Here is a 13,375-nt window from a genome sequence, read left to right as displayed (position 1 = left end):
AAGCAATCAGCCCGGGCGACGCGCTAGAGCGCATGCGGGCGCGCGCGTCCCGCGACGGCGTCATCTTGGCCGTGCTGGCCCGCCGGATCGTCAAGTATCGAGGCTGGCCGCCGCGCCGCTGAACCGCGGATAGCCGCGCGGATCCAACTCGTTCGGGTGAAGATCGACATCGATCGCTGAGTCGTCGGGTGCTGCGCGACGTCTTCTTGGCACGATGGCGCGCGGGCGCCGGCCGCTGGTCCGCCGACGGGCGCTCCGCCTTCTGGCCGCCAGTTGCGTGTGGCCGCGGCGCAGCAATCGGCACGCGAACGAACGGGGTCAGCGCGGTGACTGCGAGGGCGATTTCGAGCGTCGAGACAGGCGGCGTCCGGTACGTGCTGCGCAAGCTCCCCGCGGTGACCGCATTGTTCTGGCTGGTCAAGACGATCGCGGTGACGCTGGGGGAGACGCTCGGCGATCTGCTGGGCATCACCGCGCGGCTCGGCTACTTCGCCACGGCGGGCGTGTTCCTCGCTTTCCTGCTGGTAGCGGCGACGGCGCAGGTGCGTGCGGCGCGCCTGCATCCGGCTCTGTACTGGGCAGCCGTCCTGGGCACCAGCCTGGTCGGTACCGAGATCTCGGACCTGCTCAACCGCGGCTTCGGCCACGGCAGCGCGCAGCACGGCGTCGGATACGCGACAGGCGCGCTGATCCTGACCGCGGCGCTGCTGACCGTATTTCTGGTCTGGTGGCGCACCGGGCAGACCTACGACGTGGAGGCGATCGCCAGCAGGCAGGGCGAGATCCTGTACTGGATCGCGATCCTGGTCTCCAACACGCTGGGCACCTCGAGCGGCGACTGGCTGGCCGACGACACCGGCCTCGGCTTCCGAGGCGCATTCCTACTGATCGCGGCGCTGCTGTTGCTGCTGGCAGGCGCGCACTACCTGACCGCCGCGAACGCGACCGTGCTGTTCTGGCCCGCGTTCGTGCTGACCCGTCCCCTCGGCGCGGCCGGCGGCGACGCGCTGACCAAACCGGTCGGCGCGGGCGGGCTCGGGTGGGGCACCGCCTGGGGATCAGCGGCGCTCGCCCTCGTGCTGGTCGCGTTGGTCGCATTCCAGACCCGCCGGTTGCGCCGCAACCCTCCCGCGCCGCTGCCCGCTCCGGTGGACCGGCACACCGGCCGACCCCAGCGGCCCAACGGCGCACTTGCCGCCGCAGCTACCGCGGAAACATGACTCGAGCACGGGATAGACCGGTATGGCGTGGATCGCGGTCGCAGTGCACTGAGCTCAACTGAACACGGTTCCTACCCCGGCCGCTTCTTGCCTAGCTACAGCGCTTTTACAGTAATGTAGATGCGGCATCGTCGGAGGGGAGCCTGATCGCGCGCAGCGCTGGAACAGGGTGCTGAGATCTTGAGGCGCGCGTGCCGCCGCGGTCCGCGCTGCCGGCTTGCAAACCTTCAGGAACTGGTCGACGTCATCATGCGTCGCTGGAATTGCCGACCACCGCAGCCGACCGGCCCACGAGGAGAAACCGTGCGAGACGACAGAACGACATCCGGGCGGGCGGCGCACGCCCATGGCGGGCAGCGGGTGAGCGCGTGACCGCCCCGGCGAGACGCTCCAGCGCCTGGCTGACCACTCCGGGCGCGCTGCGGGTGCCCGAGATCACGGCCGCCTTCTGGATTATCAAGGGCCTGTCGACGGCGATGGGCGAGTCGACCTCCGACTATCTCGTCAACGCGATGGCGCCGGAGCTGGCCGTCGTGCTCGGCTTCGCCGGCTTCGTCCTCGCCCTGATCCTGCAGTTCCGCGCGGCCAGATACCGCGCGTGGACGTACTGGTTCGCGGTGGTCATGGTCGGCGTGTTCGGCACGATGGCCGCGGACGTGCTGCACGTCGCGCTCGGCGTGCCCTACCCGGTCTCCTCGACGCTTTACGCGGTCATGCTCGCGGCGGTTTTCTTCAGCTGGCGCAGGACGGAGCGGACCCTGTCGATCCACAGCGTCGACACCCCGCGGCGCGAGGCGTTCTACTGGGCCGCGGTCGTGGCGACCTTCGCCATGGGCACCGCGCTGGGCGACTTCACGGCGTACAACCTGCACCTGGGCTACTTCCCGTCCGCCGCGCTCTTCGCCGGGCTGATCCTGATCCCCGCGCTCGGCTACCGCTTCCTACGCTGGAATGCGATCTTCTCGTTCTGGGCCGCCTACGTGGTCACCCGCCCGCTCGGCGCCTCACTGGCCGACGGCTTGGGCAAGTCCAAGAGCACGAGCGGCATGGGCTTCGGCGACGGTCCGGTGGTGCTGGTTCTCGGCGCGCTGATCCTCGGCATGGTCACCTACCTCGCGGTCACCGGCGCGGACGTGCAGCAACCGGAGACGCTTCTGGAGCCCGAGAGCGCGGGCGTGCGCTAAGAGCCCGAAGAGCCAGTCCCTCGTCGGCGTCCGGTATCGCCCCGCGTCCCATCCGGGTGCGGGGCGATGCAACTTAGTCGGTCACTGTCGCTGGGACGGTCAATCACCATGCCAGGAACGCCACAGGCCGGCGTACGTTCCGCCTAACGCCACCAGTTCCTCGTGCGTGCCGAGCTCGGTGACCAACCCGGCGTCCATCACCGCGACCCGGTCGGCGTCGTGCGCGGTCTGCAAACGGTGCGCGATCGCGATGACGGTGCGGCCTTCCAGCACCGCCGCGAGCGCCTGTTCGGCTTTGCGCGCGGTGGCCGGGTCGAGCAGGGCGGTCGCCTCGTCGAGGATCACCGTGTGCGGGTCGGCCAGCACGACGCGCGCGAGCGCGACCTGCTGGGCCTGGGCGCCGCCGAGACGGTGGCCGCTCCCGGCGACCGTCGTGTCCAGGCCGTCCGGCAACGCATCGATCCATCCCGCGTCGACGGCGGCCAGTGCGGCCAGTACTTCCTCGTCCGTGGCCGTCGGCTTGGCCAGCGTCAGGTTTCCGTGCAGTGTGTCGTTGAAGACGTGGTGTTCTTGGGTCACCAGCACCACCTGGCGGCGCAGGTGCTCGGGCGGCAGGTCCGCGATCGGGACGCCGCCGACGGTGACAGAGCCCTGATGGGGGCGGTCGATGCCGGCCAGCAGACGGCCGAGCGTCGACTTGCCCGCGCCCGACGCGCCGACGATCGCCAACCGCTCTCCCGGCTGCACCACCAGGTTCACTCCGCGCAGCACGTCGCCGTGCTCGGCGGTGTAGGCGAAGCGGACGTCGGCGGCCTCGATGCGGTCACCCTGCGGGATCTCGAGGGTCGGGGCCGGGGCCTGCGGCGCGGCGGCCAGACCCTCGACCCGCGCGTACGAGACGGCCGCGTTCTGCAGCGTCTGCACCCAGAGCAGGATGGTGTCCAGCGGTCCGATCAGCTGCCGCATATAGATGGCGGAAGCGACGACCGAACCGAGCGGAATCTCGCCGTGCCGGTACAGGGCGCCGCCGATCAGCAGGATTCCGGCCAGCGGCAGCACGTAGGAGCCGTCGACCGTCGGGAACAGGACCAGGCGCAGCCGCAGCGAGCGCATCTGGGCCTTGATGGACGCGGCGAACGCGGTCTCGGCCGCCTCGATCCGGCGCCGCTGCAGCCCCAGCGCCTCCACGGTGCGCGCGCCGCTCGCCGTGCTCTCCAGGACGTCGGTGATCGCCGCGCCCGCGACGCTCTGCTCCAGAAACGCGGGCCGGGAGCGGCGCAGATACCAGCGCAGCACGAACACGTCGCCGGCCAGGCACGCGAGTGCGCAGATCCCCAGCAGCGGACTGAGGACCAGCACCGCGCCGGCGATGAGCAGCACCTGCACCGCCGAGACCAAGACGATCGGCGCGGCGTCGCGCAGGGTCGCCGCGACCATCCCGGCATCGCTGGTCCCGCGCGAGACCAGATCGCCGGTCGTCGCGTGCTCGACCACGAAGGCCGGCAAGGCGAGTACGCGCTCGACCATACGTTCCCGAATACGGGCGGAGGTACGTTCTCCGAACCGTGCGCCGACAAGCAGCGCCCAGCGCGACAGAAGAATCTGCGCGATTGCGAACACGACGATGACGAGCGCGTACCGATCCACTGCGGAAATCGACGGATGTGGGCCTGTGACCGCATCGACGATCCGGCCAAGGTAGGCCGGACCGACCAGAGCCACGAGCGCGGCGAGCGCATTCAGGACAAGCATTCCGGCGAAGGCGCGGCGATCAGCCCGCACGTCTTGGCGCAGCGCAGCCCTAACTTGCGTGAGGTCGGCGACGGGCATTTGGCGGTTCACTGCGCGGCCTCCTCGTCCCGTGTCGCAGTAGCGCGCGAAACCGTCGCGCGGTAGGCCGGATCCGACAGCCAGAGCTCATGATGCGAGCCGGCGGAGGCCACGCGCCCGCCGACCAGGTGCACCACGAGATCGGCCTTGTCGAGCACAAGCGGAGAGGACGTGGTGACCACGGTCGTCAGCCCCCGTCTCGCGTCGCGCAGCCGCGCCGCCATGACGGCCTCGGTATGCGCGTCCACGGCGGAGGTCGGCTCGGCCATCAGCAGCACCTCGGGTTGTGCGTACAGCGCGCGGGCGAGACGCAGCCGCTGCCGCTGGCCGCCGGAGAGGTTGCGGGCCTGCGGATCGAGCGCCGAGTCGAGGCCGTCGGGCAGCGCGTCGACGATGTCGCTCGCCACCGCCGCCCTGACCGCGTCGCCGAGCGCCGGCTCCCGCGCCTCGTGCCGCCCGGCCACCGCCTCGCGCACCGTCCCGGCGAACAGGGCGGCGTCATTCTCGGCGAGCAGGATGCGTGAACGGATCTCCTCGATCGCCACCTCGTCCAAGCGCACCCCGCTCCAGGTGACATCGGATGCGGTGAAGCGGGCGAGGCGTTCGAGGACTTCGACGCACTCCGCGGGCCTGGCGCTGACCAGCGCGACGAACACGCCAGGCGGTACCTCGACCCCGGAGGCCGGATCGCACAGGACCCCGGGTTGCGGGTCCGGCTCGCGCGCGCCGGCGCCGTGGTCGGGTTCCAGCGCCAGGAATCGGATCACCCGGCGCGCGGCGACCGTCGCCGCGGTCAGCTGCTGTGCGCCCTCGATGAAGAAGGAGACCGGCACCACCAGCATCGCGACGTAGCCATAGACGGCGATCAGCTGCCCGACCGTGATCGACCCCTCGTCAGTCATCCGCGCGGCGAGCCACGTGACCGCCGCGAGGAACAGCGTGGGAAGACCCGAGCCCAGCGCTCCGGTCCAGCTCGACGCCGCGCCGACGCGGTAGCCCAGGCGGACCAGCGTTTGAGAGTCCTCCCGGTAACGGCTGAGGAAGGTCTGCTTGCCGCCGAGGCCGCTGAGCACGCGCAGGCCGGTGACGATGTCGATTAGCTGGTTAATGAGAGCTCTGTTTTGCTCCCGGTACGGCGCCATCGCGCCGTGCGTGCGGTGCAGCACCGGTCCGATCGTCACGGCGAGCACGGGCACACCCGCCAACACGACGGCGGCGAGCAGCGGGGAGATGACGAACAGCAGCACCGCGACCACCACGTAAGCCACCACCGACCCGACCCCGGGACCGGTGACGGTCAGCGCCGTGGAGATGTTCTGGACATCGCGCAGCCCGATCGCGACCAGCTCACCGGATGAGGACTTCGGACCCAGCGCGGCCCCCAGCCGCGTCGAGTGGCGCACGGCCGAGAGGCCGATCTGATAGGCGGAATATGTGCGGATCTTCGTCATGGTGGCGTGCCGTAACCCGCCCAACGCCGCGTTCGCCACGCAGACGGCCACCAGCGCCACGACCCACGCCACCAGCGCCCCGGTGTTCCCCGATCGCAGACCCTTGTCGATCGCCCGGGAGAGCAGGTACGGCGGGGCGGCCAAACCGACCATCCATGCGCTTCCGATCAACGACGCCCGCACGACCCGCCACTTCTGCCCGGCGATCAGCCAGAGCAGGAAACGCAGCGGGCCGCGCAGATCCCGCGGGCGTGCGTCGGCGAATCGGTCAGCGATGCGTGCAGCGTCGTGATCGACCATGCCGCGACCTTATCGACCAGCGGCGTGCGCACTGCGCTCGGCGTGCCCTTACGCCGTCGCGGGCCGCTCAGGGCGGTGGGTTCCGGCCTGGGAGGTGTCGATAATCAGTTGGCTGGGATGTACCGCACGGGTCTAATGGCGCCGTGGCTATGGCAGAGGGCGGGTCCGACCATGTGGCGTTGAACCGGCGGCATTGGGATGATCGGGCGTCGACTTGGCACGGGCCGCTTGCCCGCGACCACTGGCGCCGGACCGAACCGACCTGGGGCCTGTGGAACGTCCCGGAGTCGCAGGTGAGACTGCTCCCCGACGATATCGCCGGAATGGACGCGGTCGAGCTCGGCTGCGGGACCGCGTACGTGAGCGCGCGCCTGGCCCGCGCCGGTGCGCGACCTGTCGGGGTCGACATCTCGCGTGAGCAGTTGGCCACCGCGCGCTCGATGCAGCGAGAGTTCGGCATCGACTTCCCGCTCGTGCTCGCCGACGCGGAGCGCCTGCCGCTGCGCGATGCGACCTTCGACTTCGCGATCAGCGAATTCGGCGCCTCGCTGTGGTGCGACCCACATCGGTGGATCCCGCACGCCGCGCGGGTGCTCAGGCCGGGCGGCCGGCTGGCCTTTGTCAGACGCTCGCCGCTGTTCGCGCTGTGCAGCCCGGCGGACGGGCAGGCCGACCCGACCCTGTTGCGTGCGCAGTTCGGGATGCGCGGACACGGGGACGACATGAGCGTGGAGTTCACCATCGCGCATGGTGAGATGCTGCGGCTGCTGCGTTCGTGCGGTTTCATCGTCGACGATCTGATCGAGCTCCAGGCCCCCGAGCCGGCGCCCCACGACTATCCGGAGGTCTCCGCCGCCTGGGCGCACCAATGGCCCAGTGACGAGATCTGGAAGGCCCGGCTGAGTCGCTGAACCAGCGCGGCGCCGATCCGTGGTGGAGAACAACGGCCAAGGCCGCTCGTAAATTTGGTTGACCGTGGATGCGGAGGTCTGGAGACTTCCGCACGTGGGAGCCGACCGAGCCGTGCGAGGAACAGGCGGCGTGTTCTCGCCGATCGTCACCGACTATTGGCTCGAGACCTTCGCGAGCGAACACCCCGCTGCCCACGACGCGACCTTCACCGTCTCGGTCAATGCGGATCTGAGCGCGGATCGCCCGGCCATGCTGCTGCACACTGCGGACGGAGTGTTGAGGGCGGTGCTGACGCCCTCGGTCGCAAACGCATTGGGACTGCCTAAGCTGCGGCCGCGAAACGAGGCGGAGCTGCGGCGCGCCTTGAGTAACGCCGGCGTCGCATTTCACGCGCCGGACAACCTGTTCTACTTCTCCCGCGCCGATCTGGACGCCCTGCTGGCCGATGAGCCGCACCCCGACGTCCGGCAGCTCTCGGACGCCGACGCGGAGCTGTTCGCCCGGTTCCAGTCCGAGGCCCCGCAGCAGGAGCTCGATGAGGCTTACGTCGAATTGGACCACTGGGCGGTCTTCGGCGCCTTCGCACACGGCCGCCTGGTTACGGCAGCGAGCGTGTACCCGTGGGGCGACGCGCGCATCGCGGACGTCGGCGTCCTGACGCTGCCCGAATACCGTCGACGCGGTCGCGCCCGCGCCGTCGTCCGGGCCCTGTGTAGGTTTGCCGCGCAGCAGGGGTTCGAACCCCAGTACCGGTGCCGGCTGGACAACCACGCGTCCCGCGCAGTGGCCGAGGCGGCGGGTTTGACGCACTTCGGAACGTGGGAAGCGGCTTCTTCCGAATCCCCAGGCACCTGAGCACGGCACCCGGGCGCGGTCGCATGGAACCGTGCAACTCCTGTGACGGCTTCATCCGCCCACGTGAACCATGTCTAGGCCCTACCTCAGCCAACACTCGCGCGTACCACTCCAAGTTGACGCTCAACAGGAGCGGGCCGCGAGTTGAAGCCGTGTCGCACCCTACGCGCCGGTTGTAAGGACGATGCGAAAGCGCGCCTCGTTGGCGATCATCCGCTGGAAAGCCTGCTCGACCTCTTCCAGGGGCATCTCCTCGACCATGGCGGTCACGCCGGTGAGCGCGGCGAAGGCCATGGTGTCCTCGACGTCGATGGGTGCGCCGGCGGGGTGGCCGTAGACGGTGCGGGCCGGGGTGATCAGTTGCAGGGGACTGATCTGCATCGGCTCGAAGGAGATGCCGACGACCGCGAGCCGGCCGTTGGGTGCGAGGCCGTCGACGGCGCGGGCCATGGCGGCCGAGTCGGCGGCGGTGGCCAGCACCAGCTTCGCGCCGCCGATCCGGCGCAGTTCGGCGGCGACGTCCTGGTCAGTCGAGTCAAGGTAGCGTCGCGCCCCCAGCCTGGTCGCGAACTCGGCCTTGCCAGGGCCGCGGGCGATCGCCACGGTGTCGAAGCCTGATTTGGCCGCGAACTGCACGGCCAGGTGGCCGAGCCCGCCGAGACCCACTACCGCAACCACGTCGCCGGGCCGGGCCCCGCCGGCGCGCAGCGCGCCGAAGACCGTGACGCCCGCGCAGGCCATCGGCGCCGCCTGGACCGCGCTCATGCCGTCCGGGATGCGGGCCAGGCCGGTCGCGGGCACCACCACGGCGTGCGCGTATCCGCCGGGATAGGACCGGCCCGGGGTCTGCGCGTATTCGCAGTGTACGAAGTCGCCGCGGCGGCAGGCTGTGCAAAGGGTGCAGTACCCGCCGAACCATCCGACCGCGACCCTGTCCCCGACCTGCCACCCGCGCACTCCGGCCCCGAGCGCGTTGATGCGTCCGGCGATTTCGTGGCCTGGGGTGACCGGGAAGGTCAGATCCGGCATGAGCCCCGCGACGAACGCGTTGTCGCTGTGACAGATCCCGCAAGCCTCGACCGTGACGCCCACCTCGCCAGGTCCCGGCTCCGGCAGCTCGCGCTCGCCGAGCCGAAGGCTGCTTGACGGTGCGTCCACGAGCACGCTGCGAACTAGAGGCATCAGGGCTCTCCTATCCGGTCGGGATGGTGAGGGCATACCCGTGCGCGCCGCGTCGTACCGTATCCGCCCGCCCCGGGAGCTACTGCTTCGGCGTGTTGTTCGATCTCGGTATCCCCGGGCTGACCACCGTCTCGTCGCGGGCTCAGACGTGGGTCGTGCGCGGGAGCGGAAGCGCCATTCGAAGCGACCGACGCGGACACTTCGAACTCACCGGTGCTGACAGCGACCTAGCGTAGGAGGAGATCGCACTAAAGACCATCGCCTTTGGACTACGTCAGCTGCTGCAGATTTGCACGACGCCGCAGGTCTTGTACGCCATGGTCGAGGCCAACGCCATGTCATTCCTCGAACGGGGCATGCAAGCGGACAACGAGTTCAAGCGGCTTCAGCTCCAACCCTGGAACGTCGTGCCGCGCCTGGAATTGGCAGCCATGTACGGGGCCTTCCTCGAGGACGACGCCGGCGCCGATCGCCTGATCACGCTCGCAGTCCAGCACGCCGCACGCAAACGGATCGACTACACCGTCGAGCAGGCGCGCGAACGTGTCCGGTTCGCTCAGGCACAGCGCGGCCATCACGTCGCGTCGCACCCTGAGGGACTTCCGCTAGAGCCAGGGAGGTAAGAGAACAAGCAAGCTCAGTTGGGCGGCATCATCTGCGCGACGCGGGCGCGGATCGCCTGCAATTCGCGCTCGTCGGAGATGCCCTGGAAGTCGTAGCGCGGCGTGTAGTGCGCTTCGAGCGCGGAGATGTCCGCGTCGGTCAGCTCGATCTCGAGCGAGGCGACCGCGTCGTCAATCTGCTGAGTCGTGTTGGCTCCGACCAAAGGCGCGACCACGACCGGCTTGGAGCGCAGCCACGCCAGAGCGATTTGCGCGCGCTTGACGCCGTGTTCCTCCGCGACGCGGCCCACAGCGTCGATCGTCGCGCGGTCGGCCGTCTCGGTCAGCGGGCTGTAGAGCAGGTCGGCGTACCAGCCGTCGGTCTCCGACCGGGACGTCGCCTTCGCCTGGTCCCACGAGCGGGCGAGCCGGCCGCGCGCCAGCGGGCTCCACACGATTGTGCCGACCCCCTCGTCGAGGCACAGCGGGATCATTTCGCGCTCTTCTTCCCGGGCGAGCAGGTTGTAGTGGTTCTGCATCGAGACGAACCGCGCCCAGCCGTTGCGCCGCTGCAGGTGCAGGGCCTTGGCGAACTGCCAGGCCTTCATCGACGAGGCGCCCAGGTAGCGCACCTTTCCGGCCCTGACGAGGTCGTTGAGGGCCTCGAGCGTCTCTTCGAGGGGCGTGGCCGGGTCGTTGCGGTGGATCTGGTAGAGGTCGATGTAGTCGGTGCCGAGGCGGCGCAGGCTGTGCTCGACCTCGGTCATGATCGCCTTGCGCGAGAGGCCCGCGCTGTTGGGGCCGCTGCGCATCGGGTGGCGCAGCTTGGTCGCGATCACGACGTCGTCGCGGTTCGCGAAGTCCCTCAGCGCCCGGCCCAGGATCTCCTCGCTCGAACCGAACGAGTACAGGTTCGCGGTGTCGAAGAAGTTGATCCCGGCCTCCACGGCGTGCTTGATCAGCACGCGGGACTCCTCCTCGCCGAGCGACCAGGCCGGGTGGCCGCGCTGCGGATCGCCGTAGGTCATCGCGCCGATCGCGATCGGAGAGACGTCAAGGCCGGTGCGGCCCAGCTTGATGTACTGCACGGGAGCTCCTAGAGTCGGAGTTATTCGGAGAGTTCTCCGCTTCCTCTGGACCTTAGCGGAGAGTTCTCCGGTTAGCAATCCGGCTACGCTCCAGCTTGCTACCGACGGAAAAGGGGAACGCCATGGCCGAGACGGACCGGGCTCGGCCGCACGGCGAGTCGACCCGCGCCGACGCGCTCAAGAACCGCGAGCACATCCTGCGGGTGGCGCGCGACGCCTTCGCTGAGGACGGGGCCGTCTCGCTCAACACGATCGCGAAGCGGGCGGGAGTCGGGCCGGGCACGCTCTACCGGCATTTCCCCACCCGCGAAGCGCTGATCCTCGCGGTCTACCAGCAGGAAGTTTTCCGCGTGGCCGATGAGGTGCCAAAGCTGCTCGCTGAGCACCCGCCGCTGCAGGCCTTCCGCCGCTGGTTTCACACGCTCGCCGCCTACGTGCGGATCAAACACGGCTTGGGCGACGCACTGCACACCGCGGCGGCGCAGGCCGTGGTCAACCAGGTCTATGCGCCGATCGTCGGCGCGGTCGGTCAACTGCTGCGTGCTTGTGCCGACGACGGCAGCCTGCGCCCTGACCTCGACCCGGACGATGTACTGATGCTGATGAGCTTCCTGTGGCGGGTCGGCACCGACGCGGCCGGGACCGCTCAAGCCGAACGGCTGATGGAGATGGCGATCACCGGCCTGCGTCCCTGACGCAGCTACGACGTGCGGGTCTGCGACCTGTGCTTCTCGACACCGCAGTTCTCGACGTCGCAGTTCTGTAACCCGCCGTCGTATTCAACTTTGGGGCATCGTGAACGGTACGAACCTCGCGGCAAAGCGGGCCGTTGTGGAGGTATACGTTCCGATCGGAAGGCTGAGATGACGTACAGCTTCACGTCCTACGACGGAACTCGGCTCGGCTATCGCGTGCTGGGCAGCGGACCACCACTGGTCTGCCTTCCGGGCGGTCCGGGCCGGGCGGGGGAGTACCTCGGTGACCTCGGCGGCCTGGATGCGCAGCGGCGTCTTGTCCTGCTCGATCCGCGGGGCGTCGGGCTGTCGGCCGATCCCGTGGATCCGGCGACGCTGCGCGCCGACCGGCTGGTCGAGGACGTCGAGGCGCTCCGGCGCCATCTCGGCGTGGAGCAGATGGACCTGCTCGCGCACTCCGCCGCCGGCATCCTCGCGACGCTGTACGCGGCCGCGTACCCGGAACGTCTCTCCAGGCTGATCCTGGTCACCCCCGGCCTCGCCGCGCTCGGCGTGTACCCCAGCGAGGAGCAGTTCGACCTCGTGCTCGAACGGTTGTCGGGCGAGCCTTGGTACCCGGATGCGCGGGCCGCACTGGACCGGATTCTGGGCGGAGAGCTGTCGAGGGAGACCTTCGACGCGTCCCGGCCGCTGTTCTACCGACGCTGGGACGCCGCAGCCCGCGAGCACGCGAGCGTCGGGGTCGCCGAGCGCTACCAGGCGGCCCGGGAGGGTTACGGCGCGGGCCTCGTCCTCGACCCGACGGCCACCCAGGCGGCGCTGAAGAATCTGACCGCACCGGTCCTGCTGCTCGCGGGAAAGCTGGACTCGATGGTCACCCCCGCGATGGTGCGCCAAGCCGCAGCGCTGCTTCCCCATGCGAGTGCCGCGGTGCTCGAGACAGCCGCGCATTTCCCTTGGGTCGACGACGCTGCTGGATTCGCCGCCGCCGTCCGCCCATTCCTGGACTAATCCCATTCCTGGACTAATCACAGTGTCGATCTCGCGGTCCGCGTGCAGGCAGTGACCGCAGAACGGCCACAACCGTCGAGTGGCCGCGCCGCGGTGCGTTTCGCCTTGAGCTTGCCGCGGGGCAAGGTCGTAGCGTGACCGGCATGAGGGAAGATCCGGCGGACGAACTGCTGACGATCGGGCGCATGGCCCGGCGCAGCGGCCTGAGTGCGAAGGCGCTGCGGCATTACGACCGCATCGGGCTGCTGCGCCCGGCGGCCGTGGACGCGGCCAGCGGATACCGCCGCTACCACCCTGACCAGGTCGCCGAGGCGGCGCTCGTCGGACTCTTGCGATCCCTGGAACTGCCACTGGAGCGGGTGCGCGCCAGCGTGGCCGCGTGGAAGCAGGGCGACAGCGCGACTCTCGACCTTCTGCTCACCGAGCACCGGCGCCACCTGGACGCTCGCGTCACGCGTCTGCGCGGGGCGCTGCACCGCATCGACCACCTGCTTAAGGAAGGAATCGAACCCGCCATGACCGAGCAGACAGCACCCTCCGCCCCGGCCACCGCGCAGAGCTCGCCGGGCACCGGAACCGTCACCGACGAGCGGATGCTGGCGGCCCAGCTGTTCAACGAGACCTGGCGGCTGCTCGAGATGGAGCAGCGCACCCGCGAGGACGACGACCGCATGATCCACATGGCTCACGCGTCCCGGTACCACTGGGGCCAGGTGCCCACCGCGACCCCCGCTCATCTGGCCCGCGGCGAGTGGCAGGTCTCCCGCGTGTACGCCGTGCTCGGCCGCGCGGAGCCGGCGCTGCACCACGCGCGCCGGGTCCTGGATCTGTGCACCGAGAACAAGATCGGCGACTGGGACCTTGCCTTCGCCTACGAGGCCCTCGCCCGTGCGCACGCGGTCGCCGGCGACGCCGAGCAGGCCCGCGCCGCCACCGACCAGGCCCTCGCGGCGGCCGAGGACATCACCGAGGACGAAGACCGCGATCTGGTCTATGCAGACCTGGAAACCATTCCCGGCCAGCCCCGCTACTGGTGACACCACGG

12 protein-coding genes are annotated in these 13,375 nt (G+C 69.7%); 8 read left to right on the top strand and 4 right to left on the bottom strand.

Annotated features, from left to right (window positions below; translation table 11 throughout):
• Positions 1-395: 395 nt before the first annotated feature.
• Positions 396-1,220 carry a hypothetical protein gene (locus tag VFA06_RS08665; RefSeq protein WP_324839923.1) on the top strand — a complete coding sequence of 275 codons (825 nt, stop codon included), beginning with the start codon at positions 396-398 and terminating at the stop codon, positions 1,218-1,220.
• A 368-nt stretch (positions 1,221-1,588) separates the two neighbouring features.
• Positions 1,589-2,404 (top strand): hypothetical protein, encoded by an 816-nt coding sequence (locus VFA06_RS08660; RefSeq protein WP_324839922.1) that lies wholly within the window; start codon positions 1,589-1,591, stop codon positions 2,402-2,404.
• 99 nt (positions 2,405-2,503) lie between these two features.
• Here VFA06_RS08660 and VFA06_RS08655 read toward each other — a convergent pair whose 3' ends face one another.
• Positions 2,504-4,234 (bottom strand): ABC transporter ATP-binding protein, encoded by a 1,731-nt coding sequence (locus VFA06_RS08655; protein ID WP_349260117.1) that lies wholly within the window; start codon positions 4,232-4,234, stop codon positions 2,504-2,506.
• A gap of 8 nt (positions 4,235-4,242) precedes the next feature.
• Positions 4,243-5,985: an ABC transporter ATP-binding protein gene (locus VFA06_RS08650; protein ID WP_324839921.1), complete on the bottom strand. Its 1,743-nt coding sequence runs from the start codon at positions 5,983-5,985 to the stop codon at positions 4,243-4,245.
• Positions 5,986-6,134: 149 nt separating this feature from the next.
• Here VFA06_RS08650 and VFA06_RS08645 point away from each other — a divergent pair, with 149 nt between their 5' ends.
• Together VFA06_RS08645 and VFA06_RS08640 are read left to right on the top strand one after the other, a co-directional pair.
• Positions 6,135-6,896: a class I SAM-dependent methyltransferase gene (locus VFA06_RS08645; RefSeq protein WP_324839924.1), complete on the top strand. Its 762-nt coding sequence runs from the start codon at positions 6,135-6,137 to the stop codon at positions 6,894-6,896.
• A 130-nt stretch (positions 6,897-7,026) separates the two neighbouring features.
• Positions 7,027-7,752 (top strand): GNAT family N-acetyltransferase, encoded by a 726-nt coding sequence (locus tag VFA06_RS08640; protein ID WP_324839920.1) that lies wholly within the window; start codon positions 7,027-7,029, stop codon positions 7,750-7,752.
• 162 nt (positions 7,753-7,914) lie between these two features.
• On the opposite strand, the gene VFA06_RS08635 is transcribed toward VFA06_RS08640, so the two are convergent.
• Positions 7,915-8,934, bottom strand: a complete 1,020-nt coding sequence (locus VFA06_RS08635; protein ID WP_324839919.1) for an alcohol dehydrogenase catalytic domain-containing protein — start codon at positions 8,932-8,934, stop codon at positions 7,915-7,917.
• A 317-nt stretch (positions 8,935-9,251) separates the two neighbouring features.
• On the opposite strand from VFA06_RS08635, the gene VFA06_RS08630 reads away from it, so the two are divergent.
• Positions 9,252-9,557, top strand: a complete 306-nt coding sequence (locus VFA06_RS08630; protein ID WP_324839918.1) for a hypothetical protein — start codon at positions 9,252-9,254, stop codon at positions 9,555-9,557.
• Positions 9,558-9,571: 14 nt separating this feature from the next.
• On the opposite strand, the gene VFA06_RS08625 is transcribed toward VFA06_RS08630, so the two are convergent.
• Entirely contained in the window at positions 9,572-10,624 is a 1,053-nt protein-coding gene (locus tag VFA06_RS08625; protein WP_324839917.1) for an aldo/keto reductase, read from the bottom strand.
• 122 nt (positions 10,625-10,746) lie between these two features.
• On the opposite strand from VFA06_RS08625, the gene VFA06_RS08620 reads away from it, so the two are divergent.
• The 3 genes from VFA06_RS08620 to VFA06_RS08610 all read left to right on the top strand — a co-directional run bounded on the left by VFA06_RS08620 (position 10,747) and on the right by VFA06_RS08610 (position 13,367).
• Positions 10,747-11,319 (top strand): TetR/AcrR family transcriptional regulator, encoded by a 573-nt coding sequence (locus tag VFA06_RS08620; RefSeq protein WP_324839916.1) that lies wholly within the window; start codon positions 10,747-10,749, stop codon positions 11,317-11,319.
• A 168-nt stretch (positions 11,320-11,487) separates the two neighbouring features.
• Positions 11,488-12,330 (top strand): alpha/beta hydrolase, encoded by an 843-nt coding sequence (locus tag VFA06_RS08615; RefSeq protein ID WP_324839915.1) that lies wholly within the window; start codon positions 11,488-11,490, stop codon positions 12,328-12,330.
• Positions 12,331-12,473: 143 nt separating this feature from the next.
• Entirely contained in the window at positions 12,474-13,367 is an 894-nt protein-coding gene (locus VFA06_RS08610; protein WP_324839914.1) for a MerR family DNA-binding transcriptional regulator, read from the top strand.
• Positions 13,368-13,375: the final 8 nt, after the last annotated feature.

The sequence above is a fragment of the Actinocrinis sp. genome (genome assembly GCF_035653575.1).
Taxonomy (GTDB): domain Bacteria; phylum Actinomycetota; class Actinomycetes; order Streptomycetales; family Catenulisporaceae; genus Actinocrinis.
This window is presented reverse-complemented; position numbering and strand designations above follow the sequence as displayed.

What these genes read in the sequence shown, in the direction of transcription:
- VFA06_RS08650 (WP_324839921.1), bottom strand. Translation starts at nt 5,985, where the DNA reads ATGGTCGATCACGACGCTGCACGCATCGCTGACCGATTCGCCGACGCA.
- VFA06_RS08615 (WP_324839915.1), top strand. Translation starts at nt 11,488, where the DNA reads ATGACGTACAGCTTCACGTCCTACGACGGAACTCGGCTCGGCTATCGC.
- VFA06_RS08645 (WP_324839924.1), top strand. Translation starts at nt 6,135, where the DNA reads ATGGCAGAGGGCGGGTCCGACCATGTGGCGTTGAACCGGCGGCATTGG.
- VFA06_RS08655 (WP_349260117.1), bottom strand. Translation starts at nt 4,234, where the DNA reads ATGCCCGTCGCCGACCTCACGCAAGTTAGGGCTGCGCTGCGCCAAGAC.
- VFA06_RS08630 (WP_324839918.1), top strand. Translation starts at nt 9,252, where the DNA reads ATGGTCGAGGCCAACGCCATGTCATTCCTCGAACGGGGCATGCAAGCG.
- VFA06_RS08610 (WP_324839914.1), top strand. Translation starts at nt 12,474, where the DNA reads ATGAGGGAAGATCCGGCGGACGAACTGCTGACGATCGGGCGCATGGCC.
- VFA06_RS08635 (WP_324839919.1), bottom strand. Translation starts at nt 8,934, where the DNA reads ATGCCTCTAGTTCGCAGCGTGCTCGTGGACGCACCGTCAAGCAGCCTT.
- VFA06_RS08620 (WP_324839916.1), top strand. Translation starts at nt 10,747, where the DNA reads ATGGCCGAGACGGACCGGGCTCGGCCGCACGGCGAGTCGACCCGCGCC.